This is a genomic window from Legionella israelensis (assembly GCF_004571175.1).
Lineage (GTDB): Bacteria > Pseudomonadota > Gammaproteobacteria > Legionellales > Legionellaceae > Legionella_D > Legionella_D israelensis.
This window is the reverse complement of the sequence record NZ_CP038273.1, coordinates 365874-391862: the sequence shown is the minus strand read 5'-3', so window position 1 is coordinate 391862 and position 25989 is coordinate 365874. Positions and strand designations below refer to the sequence as shown.

The following is a 25989-nucleotide window of genomic DNA, read 5'->3' as shown; positions in this document are numbered from 1 at the left end:
TTAATTAATCTATCATCATGCACAAAATAATCCCGAATTAAAATCTCTTATTCTGGCATTTGCAATAACAATGATTTTTCGCATTAAAGCAGTTAAAGCTACCATCTTTTTCTTTCCGGAAGAAATTAACTGATTGTAGAAAGATTTTAAGCTAGAATTTGAATTTCTTGCAGCCATGGCAGCTAAGAATAATATGGGCTTAATTCCACATCTGCCATAACCAATACACCGATAACCGCTAAACTGCCCGCTATCATTTGCCTTTGGTGCAAGGCCAGCAAGCGAAGCAATTTTACGTCGCGTTAAGGAACCTAATTCTGGTAATAAGACAAGAAGCTCATTAGCAATGATATCCCCTATGCCGGGAATAGTTTTTAGAATAGCTTTTTTTTCTCTTAACACAGAGTCAGCCTCTATCAAGGTATTTATTTCATCTGTAATGGTCTTGATTTGATTATTAAGCACCTCGAGCATTGCATTACAGCTCGCTTTGATGATGTCCGCGCGAGGAGCTTTTAATCTATTCTTTTCTGCAACAAGCATTTGTTTTAAATCATTACGACGCTGCACCAACTCAAATAAGGCAAGGGCTTTTGTTGATTGAGGAGTAAATAGTTCTAGTCGTTGTGCTCGCTCATACCCATATAAAGCCAATGAGAGGGCATCCAGTTTATCCGTCTTTGCCTCATTGCCATAAGATTGAATAAATCGTTTGACCTTACGTGTATTAGCTCGATGTACTGCAAACCCTGACTCACACAAAGTGAGCAATAATTGCATCTCATAACCACCTGTCGTTTCTAATACAGTTAAAGCATATTTTAATTTACTCTTGAAATCGTTTATAAACGCTTTAATACCTGTCGGATTATTTTCATATTCGTATATCTTTTTTGAGCCATACATCGCTACAACAAAAGAAATTTTTCCAATATCGATACCAATATAATTACTGTATAATGACATGCGCGCCTCGAAATTTTATTGTTTAGGATTGTAAGCGGACGTTCTTTAATCAGAGTCCTTTCAACTATTCAAACGTTTCGAGAGCAGGGCTAGAGTACCTTGATCCAGACGGTTGTTAAAACCTATTCCGCGACGGTCGCTCACGCCCGTGCCCTTTATTTTTACAATAAGGGGCTACTCTCTTAATGGCCATTATATAATTTTTTGTAACTTACAATTACCGTTTCAATTGGTAAATCAAGGATATCTGCTAAATGCTCAATATTAGCTTTACTAGACCGTAATAGAACGTCAATCCATAGTTTTTGTTTACATTTATTTTGAATAAAATTAAATCGAAGAGCGTTGTTAAATTCTATAATACATCCCATGTTAAAACTCCGTGTAAATATTATGACAACATGGTGGAGTATAAAATATTCGGCAAGATATCCCATCCCCAAATTTGGGTATTTTAAGATAATAGCCCTAAACGAAATGTTTTTGTTACCGCTTCGGTAATATTTACGCAGCTCATTTTAGTTCGGATAGATTTGGCATGAGTATTCACTGTTTCGCTTGATAGATGAAGGTATTCGGATATTTTTTTAATCGTCATTCCTTTGGAAATTAAGCTTAAGCATTGTAATTCTGTTGGAGTGAGTTGTGTCAGTGGTTTATTAACTGCTTTACGTGTGATGACACTTTTTCTAAATTCACTATCATTGAATATAGCTAACCATTTTTGATTGGGTGTGGCTGTCATTATTTCTGGAAGCATTGCATCAAAAAAAAGGCATATAAACTGTTCAAAATTATCGCGTACTTGATAGTAGAGTTTTTGGGGAGCTTCTACTTTTTCAGAATGGTACGCCTCGATAATAAAATCACATTCTTCACATTGCCTCACCATAGCAAAAGTGGTGCTTAGACTATAACGTGATTCCAGTACTTGAATAATAGGAATTTGCATCGCATCATATTTTATATCTTGCTGGATAAAAAATTCTTTCCCATTATAAATAGTACGATCATGATCAACGTCTCCACGATACAAACCTTCGGTTCGATAAGGGATCGCCCATAGGTAAAGATTGGAAATATAATATCGTTGACCACCATGAAAAAACATTGAAATAGAAAAATTAGGAATTTCTTTTGGACAATTAAGCTTTTCAATTAGGTAGTCGATTTTTGCACGGAATCGAATAGAATCTGACAGTTCATTGTAATCATTTAAGTTTACACAAATAGTTCCATCTTCATTGACGCTATGCATTGATACATCCCTAAAATCGATATTACTTACAACCAATCGGTCAATATTTGGTTAATTTTATCTGGTTGTTCTAACATGGCCATATGGCCACATTCTTCAATATAAATTAATTCCGAACGCTTGATGTTTTTCTCCATATGCTCCGATCGTTCAATAGGCATAACCTTATCTTCTTTGCTCGCAATCAATAATGTTGGGCATTCAATTGATGATAATAATGATGAATGATCTGGTTTATTGAGAATAGCATTCAATTGATTTTTATAATTCTCAACTCCCACTTCCTGAGCCATTTCTTGTGCCAAGGGTAATAGAACGTTGTGCTTTTCTTTATCATAAATTGAGTTTTTAAAGATAAGCTTGATTAAGAAATCAAACTTGCCTTTGTTCATTAAATCGAGAGAACGCTCGCGTTCTAATTGTCCCTTTTCTGACACTAATTTTGCGGCAGAATTAATTAGAATGAGTTTCTCTATTTTATTTGGGATATGGTGATATAATTCGAGGGTGATATACCCCCCATAGAAAAGCCAATTAAAGTAAATTTTTTAGGGGCGATTGAAATAAAGCGATGAGCCATCTCCACAATAGAATCGCTATTGAGCACATCAACATAATGAAGTTGCTTGCTTCCCTGAAAAAATATCTCTTGCTGATACCAAAGCTTTGGGGTTGCCAATGCTCCGGGAATGAGTACTATATCCTTATTCATAGTTTATGATCACATTATTTACAACCGTTATGTAAGACATCCTATGGTGGCAATAATTTAAGCAAATTTAGATAGCATATTGATAGGGGATAAAATGGCGCGCCCGGAAGGATTCGAACCTCCGACCTCCTGGTTCGTAGCCAGATACTCTATCCAACTGAGCTACGGGCGCGTGTTTTGTGGCGGAGAGAGAGGGATTCGAACCCTCGATGGGGTTTCCCCCATACTCCCTTAGCAGGGGAGCGCCTTCGACCACTCGGCCATCTCTCCGTCCAATGGTTGCGAAGTATATCAGGAATTCATCTATCGTCAACTCTATTGTATTTTTTAATGCTTTCCCATATGTTCAATTACAAAAAAATAGCCTATGTTTAAAAAATAGCCTATGTTTAAACTTATCCAGCTGCTAAAAATACTGTGCTGCTTGAGATGAGTATTAAAATCTTTGTTCTATTGGGCTTGCCTTAAAATGTTACAGTTATAAATATAACTAATTTTTTGCACGAAAATCAAACGTGTAATGCAACAAATTTAATAAAACTTCGAACCCGGGTTAATAAAAATTTCCAAAAAATTCGTATAGCTGCTATCTTAATTGCAATCTTTTTTTTAAGGTTTATCAATTGCTTGATAATAGATCAGGAGGATTAATGAAAAAACAGTCAAACATAAAGGGAAGAGATGTGTATGTTGTGGATGGTAATCGAACTCCCTTTCTTAAAGCAAAAGGTATTGGACCATTTACTGGTTCTGATTTGGCTGTCGCAGCAGGCACGCCTTTATTGAATAGACAACCTTTTGAACCAGGTGAAATCGATGAAGTGATCATTGGTTCGGCAATGCCGGGGCCTGATGAGGCTAATATTGCCAGGGTTATTGCTTTGCGATTGGGTTGCGGTGAAAAAGTTCCAGCTTTCACTGTCATGCGAAATTGTGCCTCTGGTATGCAAGCATTAGATAATGCGGCAATACAAATTGCCAACGGGCGAAGTGATTTAATTCTGGCAGGCGGTACAGATGCAATGAGCCATGCCCCCCTATTATTTAACGAAAAAATGGCTTCATGGCTTGCTCAGTGGTACTCAGCAAAAAGTTTGGGCCAACGATTGAATTTGGTCACTAAGTTTCGTCCATCTTATCTGGCTCCTGTACTGGCTTTACTTCGAGGGCTGACTGACCCAATTGTCGGGCTTAATATGGGACAGACGGCTGAAAAAGTGGCGTATCGTTTTAATATTTCCCGAGATGACATGGATGAATTCGCCTACAGGAGCCATCATAGGCTGGCTAAGGCTTACCAAGAGAACAGAATGAGTGAAGTGGTGCCCATGATTGACCATAAAGGCAATCTTTATCAGCAGGATGATGGTATACGTCCTGATACAACGATTGAAAAACTTGCAAAGCTTAAGCCATTTTTCGATAAAAAATACGGTAAGGTTACTGCTGGTAATAGTTCTCAGATAACCGATGGTGCCAGCCTTCTCTTATTAGCCAGCGCAGATGCGGTGAAAAAATATGGTTTGAAAGTAATAGGCAGGATTGTTGACTCTCAGTGGGCAGCTCTTGATCCGGCACAAATGGGATTAGGTCCGGTTCATGCGGCAACGCCTATTTTGCAGCGGCATAATCTAAACGCCAATGACCTGGATTGCTGGGAGATAAATGAAGCATTTGCTGCTCAGGTATTAGGTTGTATGGCTGCTTGGAATGATGCAAGTTACTGCAGAGAGCAATTGGGATTGAATGAAGCATTTGGTGCACCTTCTATAGAGAAATTAAATCGGGAAGGAGGTGCCATTGCAGCAGGGCATCCTATTGGCGCAAGTGGTGCACGTATCGTTTTACACGTATTAAAATCTTTGGAAGAAAAAAATGAATCTCATGGTATGGCGGCCATTTGTATTGGTGGTGGTCAAGGGGGCGCCATGTATCTGGAACGATTGACAGAGGTGAAAGGACAATGAGCAAAGTAAAACACTGGGTAACAGAAAAGGATGAGAAGAACATTATCTGGTTGGGATTTGATCGCAAAGATTCCACTGTCAATACAATCAACGAACAAGCTCTCGATGAATTAAACAGTGTCTTGCAGGATATCTCTGAAGACAAAAATGCATCTGGGTTGGTGATTCATTCACTTAAAAAGAAAGGCTTTATTGCCGGTGCAGATGTTCATGCTTTCAGTAAATTTAAAGATGAATCTGAAGCAGTGGATTTCTTGCGTAAAGGTCAGGCTGTTTTTGCGAAGATTGAATCTTTACCCATTCCTACGGTTGCCATGATCGATGGGTTTTGTATGGGTGGTGGTTATGAATTGGCTTTGGCTTGTGATTATCGTATTGCCACCAATGAAAAAGACACCAGGATTGGTCTTCCGGAAGTGATGCTTGGCATACATCCTGGTTGGGGTGGGACAGTGCGACTGCCACGGTTAATCGGCGGCTATGATGCTTTATCAAAAATCATATTATCAGGAAGTGCTGTTTCTTCTAAAAAAGCCAAAAAACTGGGGATGATAGATGATGCTGTTCCTGTGCGGCAATTAAAACGAGCTGCTGTTTATTACATTGAAAATAAACCAGGCAAACACAAGCCAGGATTTATTCAATCCATCACAAATTATGCCTGGGTTCGTAAGCTTATCGCTCCATTAATGAGAAGAGAAGTCGCGAAAAAAGTGAAGAAGGCGCATTATCCGGCACCTTATGCTGTCATTGATTTATGGGAAAAAGAAGGCACATATGGAGAGCGTGCTTATTTAAAGGAAGTGGACTCGATTGAACATTTGGTTAAAGAGGGGAATACCTCTAAAAATCTGATACGTGCATTTCTTTTGCGGGAGCGAATGAAAGGTTTTGCAAAGAACACTTCATTTAAAGCCAGTCGTGTTCATGTAATTGGCGCTGGAGTGATGGGGGGAGATATAGCGGCCTGGTGCGCTTTACGAGGTATAATGGTGACCTTGGAAGACAAAAGCTATGAACAAATTGCTCCTGCTATAGGACGTGCCTACAAGTTGTTTAAAAAGAAACTGCGAGAAGATCGCCTTATTCAGGCCGCAATGGACAGATTAAAACCAGACCCGGAAGGCTATGGCGTTTCTAGCGCGGACGTTATTATCGAAGCGGTCTATGAGAACCTGGAGGTTAAACAGCAAATTTTTAAACGTGTAGAAAAAAATGCGAAAAAAGAGGCTATATTAGCCACTAACACTTCAAGTATTCCTTTAGAAGAGATTGCTGAAGTCATGAAAGAACCCGGCCGTCTTGTGGGTATTCACTTCTTTAATCCAGTTGCCAAAATGGAGTTGGTAGAAGTTGTCAGCAGCGCTAAAACCAATAAAAAAGTCGGCGATGAGGCTTGCTCTTTTGTCGGTCAAATTAATAAATTGCCATTACCTGTTAAATCAAGTCCCGGCTTCTTAATTAATCGCGTATTAATGCCCTATTTAATGGAATGTGTGCAGTTGCTGGAAGAAGGTTATAAGGCATCTACCATTGACAAGGCAGCCACTGATTTTGGTATGTTTATGGGGCCTGTGGAATTGGCAGATACCGTCGGCATGGATGTCTGCCTTGCTGTCGCGGAAAACCTGACTCGTCATTTTGGAGGTAAGGTGCCACAAAAACTTCGTGACATGGTGAAAGAAGGTAAATTGGGCCGCAAATCCGGCGAAGGATTTTACAAATACAAGAACGGTAAACCAATCAAAGAGACTCCTGCAACAACAGGCGATACCGATATCGCTCACCGCCTTATTCTTCGGATGGTCAATGAAGCCAATGCCTGTCTAAGAGAAGATGTAGTTGCCGACAGTGATTTACTGGATGGAGGTATGATATTTGGCACCGGTTTTGCTCCGTTTAGAGGTGGTCCAATGAAGTATGCAGAGGATTTCGGCCACGATAAACTGAAAGATTTATTAAATAAGCTGGAATCACAATACGGCGACCGTTTTAAGACAAAAGAGGTTTCTAAATAACGTGAGTTCGACATCAAGGCATTTATGCCTTGATGTCGCTAAACGAACGTTATCCCGTAAAAAAGCGAAGCTTTTATACGGGATCCAGTCCAATATCTTGTTCGACACCAAGGTATAAATGCCTTGGTGTCGCTAAACGAATTTTTCCTAAAAATCGCAGCCGGAACTCTACGGAAAGTTTCAAGCAATATTGAATCTATGGTGATCGCCAATCAATTTGAGCACGAAAGTTTGATTCTCATTCGCTTAATATCAGTGTTTTTTACATTTAGCCAATAAATAGTGGCTGAAAATAACCAATATAACGCTTGCTAGAATATCGATGGGATAATGCCACCCCAATAACACACAAGAAGCAATGAGGAAGGTATTTAGTATCAGTAGAATCGAAAAAGCTATTTTCCATGGACGAATTAAATATAGACATAACCACGCCCATATAGCGTGAAAGGAGGGAAAGGCAATGAGACCGCCTTCCATTGTTGTGGGTGGTATGTATTGATGAATTTGATTGAATTTTAATCCCGTAGCAATTTGTTCTTCTGTAAAAAAAGGACTGGAAAGGATACTGGCTGGGGCGGTTGTCGGAAAAAAATAGTAGATTGGGAATCCTAGTAACACGGTAACTAGTAATAAAAAATAATATTCTCTCAGTAATTGAAAACCTCTTGCCATGATAACCATGAGGGGCAGAACACTCATTTGATAAGGTAATGTTGCATAACTTAATTCCAACATGAATCTGAAATAAGGGTATGAATAAGTCCAGGCAACGATTTTCGGCATTGATATGCGGAAATAATTTTCTATTAAGACAAGTTTTTCATCTATAGGTTTAAATGGTGTAAATTGTACAGCATTGCTGGCAAAGGCAATGATGGCAAACACCATGAATAGATAAAGTACTTCTTTTATGGCAACTGCAGTATGACTTGTTTTCCCCCATAATATCACGAGTCCTGCATACATCAGTAAAAGAGTAATAAAAACATAACCTGTGTTTCCAGGAAAATAATTGTTTCCCGGATATTGGGTTACCGTAAAATTAATGAGATAAGCGATGAGAGATAAAGTAAAGACGGATAATGAAACAATATAAATACATTTTGCATTAACCTGAGTCATAAAAAATCAATCGGTTTCTTCAGCCAATTCTTTTTGTTTTATTGCATGGAAAATTTCTTCACGATGGACATTGACTGAACGAGGTGCATCAACACCAAACTTGATGTTTCCGTGTTCCTGGGTTTTAAACGCCACAAGTTTAACTATTTTACCTGAAATGTTAATGATTAATGGTTCTTCAAAAGAAACGGTGGTGATATCCATTATAAAAAACCTCTTTATTTTTTTAATAAATTAACACGATGCTCAATTTTTAAAATCTCTGCAGTTTGGCTGCAGGGATCAATTGATGTACACTTTGAGGATACTGTAGCCATTTGCAATTTAAGAAAGAGTCAAACATCAGGTTAAATTATTTTTTCTATCTGTAAGTTAACTTTAATAACAGTAACTTAAATCGACATGCTTTGTCACTAGAAATTGGATAAGTTTTTGTATTAAAAAAAACTGGTTCGGAGTTTAAAAAAGAAAAAAGATTTTGAAAATAACAAGATGTTTAAGTCATAATCAATCGCTCCACGATAAAAACCTGCATTATCAGGCTTGCTTTACAAGATAATATTTGTTAGTGATATCAAAGACATTTTATGCCTTTGATATCAATGAATTACATATTAATATAATTAGGACCGCCGCCGCCTTCCGGTGCTACCCAGACAATATTTTGCTCAGGATCCTTGATATCGCAGGTTTTGCAATGAATACAGTTTTGCGCGTTAATTTGCAGCGTTGGTCCTGTATCCGTTTCAATGATCTCATAAACTGCGGCAGGACAATAACGGATTTCAGGAGAAGCATATCTTTTATAGTTGCTCTCGATGGCGAGTTGAGGGTCTCTGAGTTTTAAGTGGCATGGTTGATTTTCTTCATGAAACGTATTGCTTAAATATACGGAGGATAATCGGTCAAAAGTGAGAATGCCATCCGGCTTGGGGTAGTTTATTTTTTTTGCCTTATCCGCAGGAAGTAATGTTTTGTGATCGGCATGATTTTTCAAAGTCCAGGGTGAGTGACCGTTCGTTATATAAGTTTCAAACGCAGCATTAAGAAGCCCCGGGATTAACCCATGTTTAAATCCGGGTCTAATGTTACGTACCTTATAAAGCTCAGCGCCAAGCCAGGATTGCTTCACTTTTTTTGAATAGGCAGTCAATTCCTTTTGTTCATCCATTGTTTCATCAAGTGCTTCAAAGCAGGCTTCAGCAGCAAGCATTCCGGATTTCATTGCTGTATGGATACCTTTAATTTTGGGAACATTGAGAAAACCGGCGCCATCACCAATTAACATTCCACCAGGAAAGGTCAATTTAGGCAAGGATTGCCAACCTCCTTCGTTTAATGCCCTGGCACCATAACTGATCCTTTCACCTTCCGTTAACAGTTCTTTAACTGCTGGATGAGTCTTAAAACGTTGAAATTCAGCAAAGGGATTTAACCAGGGATTTTTATAGTCAAGCCCTATTACAAATCCTAACGCAACGCGTTGTTTTGAAAAATGGTAGATAAAAGAGCCTCCGTAAGTCTGGTTATCCAATGGCCAGCCAATGGTATGGATCACTTGCCCCGGGACATGTTTGTTTTCTTTAATTTGCCATATTTCTTTTAATCCTATGCCGTAAGTCTGGGGATTTGCGTTTTCTCTCAGATTAAAACGATTCATCAGGTTCAGACTCAACTGTCCTCGACATCCTTCGGCAAAAAGCGTTTGTTTTGCCAGTAAATGCATACCCGGTTGGTAATTGGCAGTTTTATTTCCATTCTTATCAATTCCCATGTCTCCTGTGGCGACACCTATGACTTCACCTTGAGCATTGTATAGCACTTCTGTAGCTGGAAACCCAGGATAAATCTCACAACCCAAAGCCTCAGCCTGGCTTGCTAAAAACTGACAGAGCTCCCCCAGACTGATGATAAAATTATTATGATTGTTCATCGGTTTAGGAGTTGGGAGTTTATAAAAAGATTTGGCAGTGAAGTAAAGAAATTTATCTTGACTTACTGGAGTATCCAGAGGAGCTTCTTGCCAGGTCTCAGGCAATAGCTCTTTCAGGCTTCTGGGTTCAAGAACAGCACCGGACAAGATGTGGGCTCCTATCTGGGCTCCTTTTTCAAGAATACAGATATTGATGTTCTTTTCACAGGCCATGGCAAGTTGTTTTAACTTTATAGCTGCTGATAAGCCAGAAGGTCCTGCTCCAACAATGATAACATCAAATTCCATCGTTTCGTGTTCCACAGTAACTCCTTTTTCTTTAAAACGAAAATGATCTCCTTATTGTCTGTTAAGATCAAGTTATCTTATGGCAAATAAACCATTTATGCATACCCGGACTTAAGGAAACCCCTTACGACAGGAAAAGTTGTCTACAATAAATTTCAGGTTTTTCTTTAGTACTGATAAATTAATGAGATGGCCATATGAAAAGGCAAAGGAATATGTTTGAAAAAGGAATATATGCAGGTGGATATGAATTACACTTTTTTGTTGATTCAGATTTTGAACCTTTAACAAAAGAGAATTCGGCTCATCATGCGAAAATAATTTCACGAAATGCGTTACGAATATTAATGATGGGGTGGCGCGATGATTGGAGGCAACTTTCATCCTGGCGATTATTCCATGCTGTTTTCATTTCTCGTGACCGGGAATTTTTAATAGGCATGCGCCAGGCATTTCAGGAAGGTTTTGATTATCTCTATCAGCAATTAAAGCAAGCTCGTTTAAATAGACAACAATATAGGCAGGTACAATTGTATTTAAGCAATTGTTTAAGTTTGCTTCCTTATTCAGATATTACTCCTTATGAATCTTTCCACATTCCGCAATGGGTGAATGGTTCTTGGCAAAAAATTGAATATAAAGTTGTACCCATTGAATTAACACCGAGATATGGCTGGAAAACCATCGCTATACAAGAGCAGGATCGGGTTTTCGCTTATGGGCTTGAACCTATTTTCAACACACAAGCGGAATCTCATTTGATTTTCATGGGGACAACATATCCAGCAGGCCAGGGCTTCTGGACTCAGATTAATACCGATATGCAAGCCTTTCATACTGCTGGATTTTCTTTATATCAAAGCGGTAGAAAACGTATTTTTAACTGGTTACAAAAACAAAAGGAGAAAATACATGTTTGTGGCATAAGCTTAGGCGGTGCTCTTGCCTTACAATTGGCGATAGATAAAGGAGAATATATATCGAGGGTGGATGCATTGAATCCACCAGGTTTGTATCCTTATGGTGCTCCCGCGTATGATCATTGGGATTTGATGGATTCCAAGCCCTTGGTCATTGTCCAGCAGCAGGCTGATGATCCTGTTTCCCGTTTTGGCATCTGGAAAAAAGATTGGTTGTTCATTAAAGTTATTCCCCCAAAAGATAAAAAAGGCCCTAATGGATTTGTCGATCATCCTTTGAATTATGCCGGTTTTGCAGAGACGGAATTTAAATTATACGATGTTGAAGAGGAGAATATAAAAAATAAGCACCGTAATTTATGGCTTTATTCTTTAGGACGCGCTGCTGTTTATTATGGCTTGATGATTCCGTTTCGATATGTTCTGCGTCCGGCGGCATATTATGCCTATTCCCATAAAAAAATGACTTCTGTTTTGAGCGGTATTTTATTATTAGGAGGTGGGTTATCAATGCTCTGTCTGTTCACTGGAGGCCCTCTAGCCTTTGCATTTGCTTTAAGCCTTACCTTGATTTTTTTCTCAGCCACCTTATCTTTCAGTTGTGTTAACACAAAAAAGAATAATCAAAACAGCTTCTTAGCGAAAATTCATGATCCAAAATTATCTCGCATTAAAGAAAGGGATTTATATAGTCATACCGTAGAAGAGCAGTTTAGCTATCAGGATTTACATTCATATTATTACGTGATGCGTTGTTTATTAAAAAACAAGCCTTTTATTCCTGAAGAAGAAGTTTTTTCTTCGCAATTTAAAGGGAGTAGTAAAAAGAAAATATTAGAGAAATCACAAAAACCAGAATATGCGGCTAAAAGCATTGTCCTACAGATGACAAAAGCTAAGTATCATTATATGAAATCTACTTTGAGGTTTATTACAAAATTTGGTATCAATCTTCACGATGAGGCGAAAGACGAACTTAAGAAAGACTATTGTGCTTATCAGGCGGGTAAACATTAAGTTTTATTGACTCATGTTACGCTGCTTCGTCTTTTTTGCCTCTTTGGACGCATTTTTGCAATTTCAAATGCTCATTTACTTCATGTAAACTGCGCTTTAAAATTCCAAAATGCGTCCAAATCTTCTAAAAAATACTGTGCTGCGTAACATGAGTTATTTATTGGATGATTTAAAAAGTTCCCTCAGTCTTTTCAGTAAACAAAAATAATTACTTCATGCTACGCTTAATATACGGTACTTATATTCTATTCCTACAATTAAAGTACAGGGATAAAGTACAAGGATTTATTATGTATGCCAGAGTCTGTTTGTTTATATTTCTTATTTTTATGTTATTGGCGTTACCGGCTAATGCAATGAGATGTTCCCAGAAACTGGTTTATGAAGGTGATACTTATTATGATGTAGAAAATAAATGTGGTGAACCTTTGGATAAGCTGGTAATTGAAGAAACAGTGCCGCTTTATAATCCTGCCGGTTATCTGATTGGTGCGACAAGCAAAAAAAGAGAAATATGGATATATCAACGTTCTTCCTTGGAATTTCGCTATGAAGTGATTTTTGAAAACGGTCGAGTTAAGGAAATAACGGCAAAACGAGCGCCTTGAATCATCTTGGAGAATAGATAATGATCAGGAGAATCAGGAGAGGAGAGAAACAATGAGATATTTGGCCATAATAGGGTTATGTTTAGCGGCTGTATGTGTTCAGGCTGAAAATAGCATGACGTTAAACGTTGATCGGCAAAAAAAATTCTTTATCGTGAGCTTGGCTTCCAATCCAACCACAGGTTATCAGTGGACAGTTAAAAATTATGACAAATCACTCCTTAATTTGGAAAGAACATATTATGAGCGAGAAAAAACCAATTTAATGGGGGCGGGTGGGCATACTCAGTTCAAATTTGTTTTACGTAAAGGTAAGGAATACCCCGATAAAACAACCATGCTTTTTCAATATGCCAGACCGTGGGAAAAAGAAAATGAAGGGACTTTGAAAGAAGTCAATGTCTATTTCAATCAGTCTGGAATGCCAGATACAGAAACAAAAACACAAGATTGAAACTGGTTGGACTCATTCCTGTATGCGTTTAAAAGGTAAATAACGTGGTTTCCAGTAAAGATCCTGAATGAGTTTTTCCAAATTCTTGTCCTGGTTACATTGAGCCAAACCTTCATTAATTGCACAACGCGCTACGGCCACAGCAATATGTTGGGCCACAGCTTGTGCATCGTCCAGAGAAGGAAGAAGAGGAAGAAAACTGTCCTTTTTGCTCGGTGCAAATTCACTTAATGCTTGCGAAGCGGCCCAAATCATGGTTTTACTTAGACGGCTTGCCCGTACGGCTAATACACCTAATCCAATTCCAGGAAAGACCAGGGCATTGTTGCATTGGGCGACTTGCACCATTCGATTCTGATATTCCACTGGGGAAAATGCTGTACCTGTGGCAATCAACGCTTTCCCTTGGCTCCAGGATAAAATGTCGGCAGGTTTCGCTTCGCATTTTTCATCGGGGTTGGATAAAGGAAATATAATCGGGCGCTCGCAAGTGGCTGTCATGGTTTCTATGATGTCCTGGGAGAAAGCACCCGTTTGAGCAGAGCAACCAATTAATATTGTCGGTTTAACCTGTCTAACGGTATCCGTCAGAGAAGGGGCACTTTTTTCATGGATAGGCCAGTCTGCAATATCTTTTATTTTTCGTGCAAAAGATCGTTGTGATTCCGTTAAATCAGAATCATTTTCCAATAACAAACCCTGACGATCTATTAACCAGAAACGTTGATAGGCTTCTTCAGCAGTCAAACCTCTTTGCATCATGGCGTCAATGATCTGTTCACTGATGCCTGTACCTGCGGAACCTGCACCAAAGACAACAATTCGGTGATTTTCTATATTAATACCCGTAATATCACAAGCTGCAAGCAGGGCGGATAAGGTGACGGCCCCTGTGCCTTGAATGTCATCATTAAATGTGCAGATTTCATCTTTAAACTGATCCAGAATTCGTCTGGCATTACCACGGCCGAAATCTTCCCAGTGAAGGAAGGCATTTGGAAATTGTTTATGAACCTCATCGACAAAACTATGAATAAAGGCATCGTATTGATCGCTGCTGATTCGAGGATGTCTGCAGCCGAGATAAAGGGGGTCATTAAGTAATTCTTGATTATTTGTACCCACGTCGAGAAATACGGGTAAAGTGCGTGTCGGATCAATACCTCCACAAAGGCTATAAACCATCAGTTTCGCCACTGGTATATCCATGCCTCCAATACCTTGATCGCCTATCCCTAAAACGCCTTCACCATCCGTTACGACAATAAGATCTATTTCTGGATTGGAGCGGTTGCTGAGGATTTCAGCAATCTGATTTTTATCTGTATGGGCAATATATAACCCGCGAGGTTGACGATATTCATGGCTGAATCGTTTGACAGCAGTACCTACAATAGGAGTATAAATCGTTGGCAGCATTTCGCTTAGATGACGGCTTAAAAGTTTATAAAAAAGAATCTGATTTTTGTCATGAAGATTATTTAAGTAAATATTTTGCTGTAATCGAGTGGTATAGCTTGAATACTGAAGATAAGCGCGCTTAACTTGTTGATCCAGAGTTTCAACATGATGAGGTAATTTGCCAAGTAAGCCAAACTCTTTTCGTTCTTCATTGGTGAAAGCTGTACCCTTATTTAATTGGGGTGTTGTTAATAATGGCTTTCCGGCAAGAGAAGTTTCAATGAAACGTTCCCCAGTTTTTTCATCGCATTTAACCTCGAATCTGAGCATGATTTTTTAAAGACCTGTTCGGATGTGTATAACTTATATTTTATTGTTTTTTAAGAATTTGCTCAAATAAAAAAACAGGTGATTGTATCAGTGAATTGTTGTGAAAATAGCTATCAACATGGCTTTAACGTTTAACAGGTGGTAATATCCAAAACTTATTGTAGTCAGCATGAGGTAAACAGATGAAAAGGCACTTGATAATATCATTATTAGCATTAATAATGACGGCCTGTGCAGTTAAAGATAAACAATATTATCAAGCTCATCCTGAAGAGTTGCAAAAAGCCTTAATGGGCTGTCCAAATCAATCCCCCAGATATGTTAGTTGCTCCCAATTGAAAAGCATCGCGCTTACATTTAATGAACTGGCCTCCCAATTACAGGCCAATCCACAAAAATTTGGAAATAAAATATTAGAGTTACAACAGCAAATTGCTCAAAAAAAGGAGCAGTTAAAAAATAATCCTGAAAATAAACAGGAGATACAGGATGCATTGCAGAAAAAACAGCAGGAGCTGGCTGATCGATTGATTATGGTTAAATTGTTTGAATCTCCTGAGAGGTAATGATGCGAATATTGGTCAGCAATGATGATGGTGTATTAGCTCCTGGAATTCGTGCTCTGGCTAATGAGTTATCCACTGTTGCTGATATAGATGTTATTGCACCGGATAGAAATCGAAGCGGCGCTAGCAATTCTTTGACTTTGACTCGCCCTTTGCGTGTGCGACAGATGGATAATGGCCATTATAGTGTGGAAGGGACACCGACAGACTGTGTGCATTTGGGATTAACAGGTTTTTTTGATTCCGTTGCTGATATGGTGATATCAGGGATTAATGATGGTGCCAACCTGGGAGATGATATTTTATATTCCGGCACAGTGGCCGCTGCTATGGAAGGTCGTTATCTAGGCTTGCCCGCGATAGCAATCTCTGTCGTGGGCAATAATATTCAACACTATGATACTGCCGGCAGAGTTGCGCGCCAGTTGGTTGAAAAACTGAGTGAAAATAAACTGCCCTCACAAACCATTCTTAATGTGAATGTTCCTGATTTACCTTATGAAAAACTCAAAGGACTACAGGTTACACGACTCGGTACTCGCCATAGTGCTGAGCCTGTGATCAAGGAATATGATCCGAGAGGTCGGCCCATTTACTGGATTGGTCCCCCCGGATTGGAAGCGGATGCCGGGCCCGGAACTGATTTTTATGCCATTAGTCAGAATTTTGTGTCTATTACTCCCCTGCATCTGGATATGACTTATTACAAGATTTTTGATCAGCTTTCGATATGGTTAAATGGAATGAATCATTTATCATGAAATTTTTTTCGACACTTTATCAAAAAACCATTGCATGGTCACAACATAGGCACGCGCCTTATTATCTAGCGGCAGTTTCTTTTGCCGAGTCTTCTTTTTTCCCCATTCCCCCCGATGTTATGCTGTTATCCATGGGACTGGCAAAGCCTGAAAAAGCCTGGCAATATGCTTTAATAACGACACTTTTTTCAGTGATTGGTGGAATTCTTGGTTATTGTATCGGTTGGTTCAGTATAAAATTTATTTATACTTATCTCGTGTATTTTCATTACGAAGACAGTTACCAACAGGTCGTTAGCTGGTTTCAATATTATGGTGTCTGGATGATTTTTCTGGCCGGTTTTTCACCCATACCGTACAAATTATTTACTATAGCCGCAGGCGCGTTACAAATGGCCTTTTTTCCTTTTCTGCTGGCATCGATTATAGGACGAGGACTTCGTTTTTATCTGGTATCCACCATTATGTATCTTTACGGTGCAAAACTTCATAATGGCCTCGGTAAATATATCGATGTTATAGGATGGTCATCGGTTATTGTTTTTGTTATTGTTTTTTTAATCATGAAATGGTTATATTGAGATAATGCATGATGCTCATCAAAAGCAGGACATGGCTATCCTTGTTTTTGCTTCCATTACTGGGAGCTTGTAGCGAACGAGACGTACCGGCTCCTATTGAAGAGTTGAAATGGCAGCCTTACTCTATTCATGAAAAAACATATACAGTTAAAAAAGGTGATACTTTGTATGCCATTGCATTCAAATATGATAAGGATTATCATGATCTGGCTGATGTCAATCAATTAAAACATCCATACTCATTATACGTCGGACAAAAGCTGAAACTACAGTTTTCAGCAGCTAGTAAGTATCCCAAAAAACTAAAAAAACCAGAAAAAAAGAAAAAAAGCATATTCAGGTCGAAATCAAAGGTATTAGCAAGTTCTCATTCAAGGACATCTTTCTGGATGTGGCCGGTACGAGGACAAATCGCTGCTTCGTTTATTCCGCAGCAAGGGAAAAAAGGTATAAATATTGCCGGGAAAGCGGGGGATAAAATCCGAGCCTCTGCAGACGGTATTGTTGCTTATGCAGGGAATGGTCTTTCAGGCTATGGAAATTTAATTATTGTAAAACATAACGGTGAGTTCCTCACTGCCTATGGCAACAATGCAAAAAATTTGGTCCGTGAAGGACAGCATGTTAAGTCTGGTCAGATTATTGCCGATATGGGTATTATTGACAGACGGTACAGGGGTTTGCATTTTGAAATCAGAAAAAGAGGAAAGCCGGTTAATCCTTTGAATTTTTTAGAGAAAAAAGGATGAGATACCTTTTATTGCTCTTGCAACAATAAGGGTATTACGTTATTACTATTTAGGAATCAACTCAACGGGTGGGAAGATGCAAACAGATGATAAGTCAGCAAAAGATAAATTAAACAAGAATGAGGCTTGGGATGAAGCGGATGATAATTTGTTGACTGATGATAACAATAACAATGATAATGATGATGAGGATAGTGAGCTTGACGATTTGCCTGATTTTACCGATGAGGATTTATTTCCTACTTATCAAAAAGGTAAAAGAATGGCAAAAGCTATGGATGCAACCCAATTGTATTTAAGTGAAATTGGATTTTCTCCGCTTTTGACAGCTGAGGAAGAAGTACATTATGCTCGTCTTGCTTTGAAAGGGAATACAGCGGCCAGAAAAAAAATGATTGAGTCCAACTTGAGGCTTGTCGTTAAAATAGCTCGCCGTTACTTAAACCGTGGTCTACCATTGCTTGATCTGATAGAAGAAGGAAATTTGGGGCTTATGAAGTCAGTGGAGAAATTTGATCCGGACAGGGGCTTCCGATTTTCTACCTATGCCACTTGGTGGATAAGACAGACCATTGAGCGTGCCATTATGAATCAGACAAGAACCATCCGATTGCCAATTCATGTGGTTAAGGAGTTAAATGTTTATTTACGTGCAGCAAGGCAATTAACGCAAAAACTGGATCATGAACCTACCGCTGAAGAAATTGCTGATATGGTGGATAAGCCTCTTGAAGATGTTGAGAAATTGCTTGGTCTTAATGAAAAGGTCACATCTGTGGATACACCCATTGGTTATGATGAAAATAAATCAATATTGGATACTATAGCCGATGAAAACAGCTTAAATCCCGCGGAATTACTGACAGATGAGAACCTTCGTCAACACATTGAGTCTTTTCTGGATAAATTAACTGAAAATCAACAGCAAGTCATCGCAAGGCGTTTTGGTTTGCGGGGGTTTGAGAAGGCCACTTTGGAAGATGTAGGCAAGGAAATCGGCCTGACACGCGAACGGGTTCGACAAATTCAGGTTGAAGCTCTTAAAACATTAAGAGGTTTATTAGAAAAAGTAGGATTAACGCAGGAAGATTTATTTTAAAGCATTTAGAAGTTTAGTTAGGAAATGACATGCTTCTGCGAAAGACCGACAGGTTAAAAATAATTAAAATGCTTATGTAGAGCATGTTGGGTCATAAGAACGTCTGTATATCCCTGAGCTTCACATGCCTATATATTCAATTGGTTCTCATCCTCTTGTTTTAAGTCGATTTTATTTTGCTCAGCGGCAAATTCTAACAATTGATCTTTAGATATATAAAGAGTATATGGTTCCCTGTCAGAATAATAGCTTTCAATAACAAGCGCAAATGTATTATTCTCTTCAAAAGGTTTGTTCGAATTGGCAGGAGTGATTCTTTTCACAAAATGATAGGTATCATCCAATTCACCGTCATCAAATCCAAATATTTCACCTATCTGAGCAACCTCGAGATTGCTTAGATATTTTATTGCTAATTCTTTTTTAGCTGTAAGCTTTGATTCTGGTGACTGTATATGTTCTAATTTTTCTTTATAACTTGTGTAAACCCCCCATATTTAGTGGCATCCTAAATTAGAGTTCATTGGCTGATTTTTTGCCAGATATTCCCACGGCGTTAAATCATTTAGTGAATCATGGGGTCTTTCGTCGTTGTACTCTTTTATCCAGTTTTCTGTCAGCTCCCTGACTTCTTGTAAATTTTTAAACGCGTACATATCCAATATCTCCGTGCGGTAAGTTCTATTGAATCGCTCAATAAATGAATTTTGCGTTGGTTTACCTGGCTTAATAAATTCTAAAGCCACGTGATGCTTTTCAGCCCAGTCTGCTAATGTGCTTGAGATAAATTCAGGACCATTATCCATGCGTAATTTAGCAGGCAAACCTCGCCATGCAACAACACGTTCTAATACGCGAACCACTCGCTGAGCAGGCAGGCTCAAATCGATTTCGATAGCCAACACTTCACGGTTAAAATCATCTACTATGTTAAATGTTCTGAAGCGTCGGCCACACATCAACGCATCACACATAAAATCCATAGACCAACACTGATTAATGGATGCTGGCACACTCAGTGGTTCGGGTGAGCGATTAGGAAGCCGTTTTTTGCCTTTACGACGCATATTGAGCTTCAGTTCACAATACACCCGATAAACACGTTTATGATTCCACCTATGACCCTGGCGGCGTAAGACTTTAAGCAATTTACTAAAGCCATACGCCGGATAGCGTTCGGATGATTCCTGCAATGCCACAATAACGCCTTCATCAGATTGGCTATCCGGCTTATATCGATAAACTGAGTCGCTGATACCCACAACCTTACACGCCCGGCGTAAACTCACAGTATGAGCATTCACTGCATAATCAACCAGCTCCCGTCTCACAGATGGCTTCACAGCTTTTTTTCGACAATATCCTTCAGGATTTTGTGATCAAGACTTAGCTCAGCATACATCTGCTTTAGACGACGGTTCTCTTCTTCAAGATCTTTCAGACGTTTTATATCGGATGCCTCCATACCACCATATTTTGCTTTCCAGTTGTAATAGGTTGCGTCTGAAATGCCATATTCACGACAAATTTCTTTTACCAGCCGACCTGCTTCGACTTCTTTTAGAATTTTGACAATTTGTGTTTCTGTATACCGCGATTTTTTCATTTTTGTTCTCCTCAAACATAGTTTAACTTGGAGAACTCTAATCAGAAATACACCTATTTTAGGGGAGGCTTACACTTGAAGTAATTGAACAGGTATTTTCGGAGGGTTTTTCAAGGAGTGAGGAAGCATTTGATCGTGGGTCTAATTCAAAAATTGCATCACCTTTAAATATCCGTCGTCCATTCATTATTATATATTCACTGTCGAGTTCAATACTTCCTTCGTTGGGTTTCTGCGAAGTTTTCCATTGGGGTGGGTCAAAAATATAAACGCTTCTTGCATTAAGTAACTCTGAAACACCTGGCGTATTTTCAAAGCTATTTACATGTGCATTTCCCATAAATGCACACCATTTTTTGCCGGGGGGTAATGAATGAATTTCGCGTTGCATGATGTTTGCTGCTGTATAATTCATATACCCGATTCGGGTACTGTCCATCTGCTCACTATTCATACCTATTTTTTGGCTTTTATAAACAGGACTTACATCAATTCCAACGATTCTAATACCTGCTTCACGAGCAGCCTGTAATACAGCTATATAATCATTTTTTTTCCATAGGTCTGGGATAGCTTCCGAAGAGTGGTCAAATAAATGTACCAGTCCATGCCGATTCATCGCTTGAAGTTGCGTCATTAATTCATTAGATATTTCGCCTGTTTCAAAAAAATGATCCAGATCTTTTTGATGAGTATCATAAAATAAATGCTCCATGAATAAAATTTCATATCCATTTTCTTTCATTTTTTTCATGTTTTCTATTAAAAATTTTTTGGGGCTGATATGGGTGTGTGACTCACCTACAATAAAAGGTTCTTTCAATAGATCAGAAGTTTTTTCTAATGATTCTTTTGGTGTTACAGAAGGAGCTTCGGCGAGAAATTTCTCACGTTTTTTTGAGAATTCCTCAATGTTCAATTGGATTTCTGTTCTTGCCTTTCCTCCTAATTTATAAGAGAATTTAGTGACAGGAACAATGTCCTCACAAAATTGTTTACGCAGTTCATCAGATGCTTCTTTTTCGGACAACATATGAAAATCATTATTTGAATACTTTTATCTAATAATAGTACAAATTGATTTTTTCTTTGTATTTCTGCCAAAAAACAACTCATTAAGAATAAATTTTAGCGCGCATTCAGAAATATTGGCTAATGTCAACCTTGTTCTTCTCTAAAATGTGCTTTTAAATTCTGCCAACAGGCCAGATAATTTTTTTGTCGCTGTGGATGATGTATCGCTTGTTCTGTAACAATCCAAGGCAGCTTGGTTTCAAACATGATAGCCAGTGTATTTTCATATTTTACCGGAATCAGTTTCTGCATGGATGCTTTCTCAAAGGTATGCCGATCTGGACCGTGAGGGGTCATGCAATTGTGCAGACTGATGCCGCCGGGGCTAAAACCTTCTTGTTTGGCATCATATTCTCCATAGATTAATCCCATGAATTCGCTCATAATATTGCGATGATAATAGGGAGGACGGAAAGTATGCTCTGCTACCATCCATCTGGAAGGAAAAATAACAAAATCTAAATTAGCTACCCCTGGAACTGCACTTTCAGAAGTGAGGACCGTGAATATGGAAGGATCAACATGATCATAGCTGACTGTGTTGATGGTGTTGAATAAATTTAAATCGTAACAATAAGGAGCGTAATTACCATGCCAGGCAACCACATTGAGCGGTGAATGATTCGTTTTTGCCTGCCACCAATGTTGTTGATATTTACAAATTAATGTTATTTCTCCTTCAATATTTTCATAAGCTGCTTTTGGGTACATAAAATGACGCGGGTGGGCAAGGCCATTTGCACCAATAGGGCCTAATTGCGGCAGGGTTAAAGGAGAAGAAAGATTTTCACAAAGATAGCCGGCAGCCTCCGGTGAATTAAGCTCTGCTTTGAATTTAACGCCTCTTGGAATCACTGCAATCATACCTGGACCTATCTTCAGTTCGCCAAATTCAGTTCTTAATTTTAGCTCACCAAGATAAGGAACAATCAGCATTTCTCCATCATGATTGCTGCAGTAACGGTTGTCCATGGAAAGATCACAGTGATAAGTATAGGCATTGCAAAGCTCATGTCCAGCTACATGAAACAGTCCGTCAATGAAATCACAAGGCTCAGTTTGTGTTGATAAAGGTGACCAGCGCAGCGGATTAGGCGATTGAGCTTTATTAAGGGGATGGGTTATTTTTTTTGGATATGGTTGATATTCTTCATAAACAACAGAAGGTAGAATACGATAAAGCCAGCTACGTAAATTGTTATGTCGAGGGCGGGTAAACGCTGTGCCACTTAGTTGCTCTGCATAAAGACCATATTCACACTGCTGAGGAGAATTTTGATTTTTTGGTAATGCTCCGCTTAATGCTTCGGTTTCATGATGATTGCCAAATCCGCATAGGTACATGGTTTTATCTCCCTTACATAAGTATCGATAGGATAGACTGAATTGGTTTATGATGTCGAGGTTAAAGCGCATTTCTTGTGTAAAATTATTCTGTTTAGCAAAAATAGGCGCAGTACGGAATGTCGGCATTGCGTTCTTATTTTATAAAAAGATATGAGTGGATTCATTCTTTTTCATCGTCTGTCGTTGTATAATTCCGGTTTCAGGTAAGGAATTTTTCTTTCTATAATTAATCTAACATCATGTGATATTCAACTCTGCAGATCTTATCCGGACATTGTCAGTAACATCCATTTCATAGTGTGTCGATAATTCCATGGCAAGCAGGATCAAGTTCGGGAATGGGGATTCAAAAAGTTGAACATTGCGTTTAACATCAAAATTATGAGGTAGATGCTTGGCTTTATATGAATGCTTCATATGCTGAACTGTAAAGCTTAACATCAATCGATGAATAAATTGAGGTATGTATGGCAGGACATAGTAAATGGGCTAACATTAAATTTCGTAAAGGTGCACAAGATGCTAAACGGGGTAAAATCTTTACCAAACTTATTCGTGAAATCACTGTTGCTGCACGCATGGGAGGAGGTGATGAAGCAACGAACCCCAGATTAAGAGACGCTATCACCAAGGCACTGAAAGCCAATATGAAACGAGATACGATTGATAACGCTATCAAAAGAGGCGCTGGTGGCCTTGAAGGCGAAAATATGATGGAAATGCGTTATGAAGGTTATGGGCCGGGAGGGGTTGCAATTTTGGTAGATTGTTTATCTGATAATAAGAATCGGACGGTGTCTGAAGTAAGGCATGCTTTCAGTAAATTTGGTGGTAATCTTGGAACCGATGGTTCTGTAGCTTATCTTTTTAACAAAAAAGGTGAGATACTGCTGGAAAAAGGTCCTACTGAGGAAGATGTAATGGAGATTGCATTGGATGCTGGAGCAGAAGACATTTCTGCAGAAGAGAATGGGCAAGTTGAAATCACTACATCTGCTGATAAATATCATGAAGTGTTGCAAGCTTTGCAAAAAACAGGAATTGTTGTTGAACAATCACAATTAAGCATGCAAGCAGACACAAGAGTAACATTGGACACTGAAACTGCTCAAAGTTTAATGAAATTGATTGATATTCTTGAGGATTTAGACGATGTTCAGGAAGTGCATTCTAATGCTGAGATCCCTGACGAATTATGGGAATCAATGGAGTAATGACTGTTATTCTAGGGATAGATCCAGGATCACGAATTACCGGCTATGGTTTAATTGAGGAAAAAAACCGTCATCTTTATTATGTCGATAGTGGTTGCATAAGGACTACTGATGGTTCGCTAAGTGGTCGTTTATTACGTATTTATGACAGCATTTGCCAGCTTATGGAAAATTATCAACCTGACGAAGTGGCTATAGAACAGGTTTTTGTTCATCAAAATCCGGATTCTGCTTTGAAATTAGGTCATGCTCGCGGTGCAGCATTGGTCGCTGCGGCATCTCATCGGATAAAAATTGCTGAGTACTCAGCGCGGGAAGTGAAACAATCCGTGGTGGGGTATGGTGCAGCTCAGAAAGAGCAGGTGAGTCATATGGTCGTTCAGCTACTGTCATTATCAAACCGGCCTCAGAATGATGCAGCCGATGCCTTGGCTATCGCTATTTGCCATAGTCATATGCGTAATGGATTACCTTTGGTGATGAGTCAACGAAAACCCAGAAGGAGAAGATCTCAATGATCGGATGGTTAAGCGGTCAAATTGTAGATAAACAGCATCCAGGTAAACTGGTTATTGACGTCAATGGTGTGGGGTACGATGTCGAGACCTCTTTAACTACGTTTTTTAATGTTGTATCTCAGGATAAGAGAGTAGGATTACATATTCATACCGTGGTCAGAGAAGATGCATTATTATTATATGGCTTTGTGGATAAAACGGAACGCACCTTATTTCGCTCATTAATCAAAGTTAATGGAATAGGGCCAAAACTGGCCATTGCTGTATTATCGAGTATCACAGTTGAAGAGTTTATTCAATGCATTCACGAGGGAGATGCAAAGCGATTAGTAAAGCTTCCTGGAATTGGTAAGAAAACAGCAGAGCGATTGGTGGTTGAGATGCGGGATTCTATAGACAAATCGTTTGAACTAAATCCGAATCAAACAGAAAAAGCACAGTCTGCTTCATTCAGTGAACGTGATGAAGCTATCCGTGCTCTGGAGTCTTTAGGCTATAAGTATAGTGAGGCTAAAAAAGTTATTTATCAGATCGATAATGGTCTTCAAACCTGTGAGCAGCTTATTCGCAATGCTTTGAAAAAGTTGGCTTCTCATCGTCCCTAACGCTTTGAGTTTTGCTGCAAGCCTCAGTCTTCTTTGGCGGCCTAAAAAAAATCACACAAAGACTGGCCCATCTGGGCAAATGATACTTATCTTGCCTGGCATCATGAGCAGGAGCTGTCTTGTGGTCGCTGCTACAAGTCTTCGTTGTTTGAATGTGCTGAGAAGAGAAAAGTGGATGGGGAATAGCAGCATGGCCGGGGAAACACACATCATCCTTGATGGCATTAGGATCGGCAACGTTCATGTGCGAGTGATCCAATAAATTGACAAGTTGATCATCGACATTATTACACGTCATTTTAATACCATAATATAGTTCTTTTTTAGTACTAGGATATAAATCTTTTATGATTTTACCTTTATATACAGTATGCGGTTTAAAGCCAAATTTGGTATAAAAATTTATCGCTTTTTCATTATTGTGTTCAACCTGCAAGTCCATTGTGTTTATATTCAATTCAGTAGCAGATTTAAAACAGTAAGTTAACAGCCGACTGCCAATATGTTGCCTTTGGTAGGTTTCATCAATATAAAGTTTATCAAGAAAACAACGGTCTTTTTCTTGATCTACCAATAATTTACTATAACCAACGATCTTATCATTAAACGTAGCTATAAAAATGTATGCATTTTTTTCTTGTAATTGCTTTTTGAGTTTTTCCTTGTCAAATAATTTATCCAATACTGTAGGATCTTCCTCATATTGCTTTGGGTAAGTTTTTTGCCAGTTCTCACGCATAAAAGGAATTAAAACAGAGAGATCGCTTTCAGTTGCTGATCGAATATTTACTATATTTGCCATAGGTAAGATTTCATCGTTAGGTTGAGTATGTAGTGTCATATAAATTGCGCCTTAAAAATAAAAATAGCTT

The 25989-nt window shown here is 38.8% G+C and carries 26 protein-coding genes and 2 tRNA genes; 13 read left to right on the top strand and 15 right to left on the bottom strand.

What is annotated here, in order from left to right; translation table 11 throughout:
* Nucleotides 1–15: 15 nt before the first annotated feature.
* From E4T55_RS01710 to E4T55_RS01685, 6 genes are all read right to left on the bottom strand, one after another.
* Nucleotides 16–966, bottom strand: a complete 951-nt coding sequence (locus E4T55_RS01710) for an IS110 family RNA-guided transposase (RefSeq protein ID WP_115325220.1) — start codon at nt 964–966, stop codon at nt 16–18.
* Nucleotides 967–1420: 454 nt separating this feature from the next.
* On the bottom strand, nt 1421–2224 hold the full coding sequence (locus E4T55_RS01700) for a helix-turn-helix domain-containing protein (protein ID WP_058502403.1): 804 nt from the start codon (nt 2222–2224) through the stop codon (nt 1421–1423).
* A gap of 26 nt (nt 2225–2250) precedes the next feature.
* Nucleotides 2251–2688, bottom strand: coding sequence for an alpha/beta fold hydrolase (locus tag E4T55_RS15385; RefSeq protein ID WP_238583437.1), 438 nt, complete (start codon nt 2686–2688; stop codon nt 2251–2253).
* Nucleotides 2689–2696: 8 nt separating this feature from the next.
* Nucleotides 2697–2936: a lipase family protein gene (locus E4T55_RS15380; RefSeq protein WP_223168317.1), complete on the bottom strand. Its 240-nt coding sequence runs from the start codon at nt 2934–2936 to the stop codon at nt 2697–2699.
* 95 nt (nt 2937–3031) lie between these two features.
* A tRNA-Arg gene (locus E4T55_RS01690) sits at nt 3032–3108 on the bottom strand.
* Between the two features lie 8 nt (nt 3109–3116).
* A tRNA-Ser gene (locus E4T55_RS01685) sits at nt 3117–3206 on the bottom strand.
* A gap of 380 nt (nt 3207–3586) precedes the next feature.
* On the opposite strand from E4T55_RS01685, the gene E4T55_RS01680 reads away from it, so the two are divergent.
* A complete protein-coding gene (locus E4T55_RS01680; protein WP_058502402.1) occupies nt 3587–4903 on the top strand; it encodes an acetyl-CoA C-acetyltransferase in 1317 nt (438 codons plus the stop codon).
* The gene (locus E4T55_RS01675; RefSeq protein WP_058502401.1) at nt 4900–6921 is read left to right on the top strand and encodes a 3-hydroxyacyl-CoA dehydrogenase NAD-binding domain-containing protein; all 2022 of its coding nucleotides are present in this window, start codon (nt 4900–4902) and stop codon (nt 6919–6921) included. The genes E4T55_RS01680 and E4T55_RS01675 overlap by 4 nt, the downstream gene beginning before the upstream one ends.
* A gap of 252 nt (nt 6922–7173) precedes the next feature.
* Here the strand turns inward: E4T55_RS01675 and E4T55_RS01670 are convergent, their stop codons facing one another.
* From E4T55_RS01670 to E4T55_RS01660, 3 genes are all read right to left on the bottom strand, one after another.
* Nucleotides 7174–8046 (bottom strand): phosphatase PAP2 family protein, encoded by an 873-nt coding sequence (locus tag E4T55_RS01670; RefSeq protein ID WP_058502400.1) that lies wholly within the window; start codon nt 8044–8046, stop codon nt 7174–7176.
* A gap of 6 nt (nt 8047–8052) precedes the next feature.
* Nucleotides 8053–8250: a carbon storage regulator gene (locus tag E4T55_RS01665; RefSeq protein ID WP_058502399.1), complete on the bottom strand. Its 198-nt coding sequence runs from the start codon at nt 8248–8250 to the stop codon at nt 8053–8055.
* A 403-nt stretch (nt 8251–8653) separates the two neighbouring features.
* Nucleotides 8654–10282, bottom strand: coding sequence for an electron transfer flavoprotein-ubiquinone oxidoreductase (locus E4T55_RS01660; RefSeq protein WP_058502398.1), 1629 nt, complete (start codon nt 10280–10282; stop codon nt 8654–8656).
* A 200-nt stretch (nt 10283–10482) separates the two neighbouring features.
* Between E4T55_RS01660 and E4T55_RS01655 the strand changes: the two genes are divergently transcribed.
* The 3 genes from E4T55_RS01655 to E4T55_RS01645 all read left to right on the top strand — a co-directional run bounded on the left by E4T55_RS01655 (nt 10483) and on the right by E4T55_RS01645 (nt 13266).
* On the top strand, nt 10483–12204 hold the full coding sequence (locus tag E4T55_RS01655) for a hypothetical protein (protein WP_065236007.1): 1722 nt from the start codon (nt 10483–10485) through the stop codon (nt 12202–12204).
* Between the two features lie 290 nt (nt 12205–12494).
* The gene (locus E4T55_RS01650) at nt 12495–12812 is read left to right on the top strand and encodes a DUF2845 domain-containing protein (protein ID WP_058502396.1); all 318 of its coding nucleotides are present in this window, start codon (nt 12495–12497) and stop codon (nt 12810–12812) included.
* 52 nt (nt 12813–12864) lie between these two features.
* Nucleotides 12865–13266 carry a protease inhibitor I42 family protein gene (locus E4T55_RS01645; RefSeq protein ID WP_058502395.1) on the top strand — a complete coding sequence of 134 codons (402 nt, stop codon included), beginning with the start codon at nt 12865–12867 and terminating at the stop codon, nt 13264–13266.
* A 12-nt stretch (nt 13267–13278) separates the two neighbouring features.
* Here the strand turns inward: E4T55_RS01645 and E4T55_RS01640 are convergent, their stop codons facing one another.
* On the bottom strand, nt 13279–14997 hold the full coding sequence (locus E4T55_RS01640) for an NAD-dependent malic enzyme (protein WP_058502394.1): 1719 nt from the start codon (nt 14995–14997) through the stop codon (nt 13279–13281).
* Nucleotides 14998–15179: 182 nt separating this feature from the next.
* Here E4T55_RS01640 and E4T55_RS01635 point away from each other — a divergent pair, with 182 nt between their 5' ends.
* The 5 genes from E4T55_RS01635 (at nt 15180) to rpoS (ending at nt 18753) form a co-directional block, all read left to right on the top strand.
* A complete protein-coding gene (locus E4T55_RS01635) occupies nt 15180–15563 on the top strand; it encodes a hypothetical protein (protein WP_058502393.1) in 384 nt (127 codons plus the stop codon).
* 2 nt (nt 15564–15565) lie between these two features.
* Entirely contained in the window at nt 15566–16324 is a 759-nt protein-coding gene (gene surE / locus E4T55_RS01630) for a 5'/3'-nucleotidase SurE (RefSeq protein WP_058502413.1), read from the top strand.
* Nucleotides 16321–16905 carry a YqaA family protein gene (locus E4T55_RS01625; protein ID WP_058502392.1) on the top strand — a complete coding sequence of 195 codons (585 nt, stop codon included), beginning with the start codon at nt 16321–16323 and terminating at the stop codon, nt 16903–16905. The genes surE and E4T55_RS01625 overlap by 4 nt, the downstream gene beginning before the upstream one ends.
* An 8-nt stretch (nt 16906–16913) precedes the next feature.
* Nucleotides 16914–17654 (top strand): peptidoglycan DD-metalloendopeptidase family protein, encoded by a 741-nt coding sequence (locus tag E4T55_RS01620; protein WP_058502391.1) that lies wholly within the window; start codon nt 16914–16916, stop codon nt 17652–17654.
* 76 nt (nt 17655–17730) lie between these two features.
* Nucleotides 17731–18753, top strand: coding sequence for an RNA polymerase sigma factor RpoS (gene rpoS, locus E4T55_RS01615; RefSeq protein WP_058502390.1), 1023 nt, complete (start codon nt 17731–17733; stop codon nt 18751–18753).
* Between the two features lie 128 nt (nt 18754–18881).
* Here rpoS and E4T55_RS01610 read toward each other — a convergent pair whose 3' ends face one another.
* The 4 genes from E4T55_RS01610 to hmgA form a co-directional block, all read right to left on the bottom strand.
* Nucleotides 18882–19097 carry a hypothetical protein gene (locus E4T55_RS01610; RefSeq protein WP_058502389.1) on the bottom strand — a complete coding sequence of 72 codons (216 nt, stop codon included), beginning with the start codon at nt 19095–19097 and terminating at the stop codon, nt 18882–18884.
* 153 nt (nt 19098–19250) lie between these two features.
* Nucleotides 19251–20359 (bottom strand): IS3 family transposase gene (locus tag E4T55_RS01605; protein ID WP_238583443.1). Its coding sequence is split into 2 segments (ribosomal slippage): nt 19251–20107 and nt 20107–20359, totalling 1110 coding nucleotides; the frame shifts between segments, so codons are not numbered across the junction.
* 58 nt (nt 20360–20417) lie between these two features.
* On the bottom strand, nt 20418–21392 hold the full coding sequence (locus E4T55_RS01600; RefSeq protein ID WP_058502375.1) for a membrane-targeted effector domain-containing toxin: 975 nt from the start codon (nt 21390–21392) through the stop codon (nt 20418–20420).
* Nucleotides 21393–21517: 125 nt separating this feature from the next.
* Nucleotides 21518–22777 (bottom strand): homogentisate 1,2-dioxygenase, encoded by a 1260-nt coding sequence (hmgA, locus tag E4T55_RS01595; RefSeq protein WP_058502374.1) that lies wholly within the window; start codon nt 22775–22777, stop codon nt 21518–21520.
* Nucleotides 22778–23247: 470 nt separating this feature from the next.
* Here hmgA and E4T55_RS01590 point away from each other — a divergent pair, with 470 nt between their 5' ends.
* Genes E4T55_RS01590 through ruvA form a run of 3 tightly spaced genes read left to right on the top strand, consistent with a single transcriptional unit; the run spans nt 23248 to nt 25117 of the window.
* Entirely contained in the window at nt 23248–23994 is a 747-nt protein-coding gene (locus E4T55_RS01590) for a YebC/PmpR family DNA-binding transcriptional regulator (RefSeq protein WP_058502373.1), read from the top strand.
* The gene (ruvC, locus tag E4T55_RS01585; protein ID WP_058502410.1) at nt 23994–24512 is read left to right on the top strand and encodes a crossover junction endodeoxyribonuclease RuvC; all 519 of its coding nucleotides are present in this window, start codon (nt 23994–23996) and stop codon (nt 24510–24512) included. Before E4T55_RS01590 ends, ruvC begins: the two co-directional genes overlap by 1 nt.
* On the top strand, nt 24509–25117 hold the full coding sequence (ruvA, locus tag E4T55_RS01580) for a Holliday junction branch migration protein RuvA (RefSeq protein WP_058502372.1): 609 nt from the start codon (nt 24509–24511) through the stop codon (nt 25115–25117). Before ruvC ends, ruvA begins: the two co-directional genes overlap by 4 nt.
* Here the strand turns inward: ruvA and E4T55_RS01575 are convergent.
* Complete coding sequence (locus E4T55_RS01575) at nt 25074–25958, bottom strand: GNAT family N-acetyltransferase (RefSeq protein WP_058502371.1); 885 nt, start codon at nt 25956–25958, stop codon at nt 25074–25076. The two genes, ruvA and E4T55_RS01575, sit on opposite strands and share 44 nt — an antisense overlap.
* Nucleotides 25959–25989 lie beyond the last annotated feature (31 nt).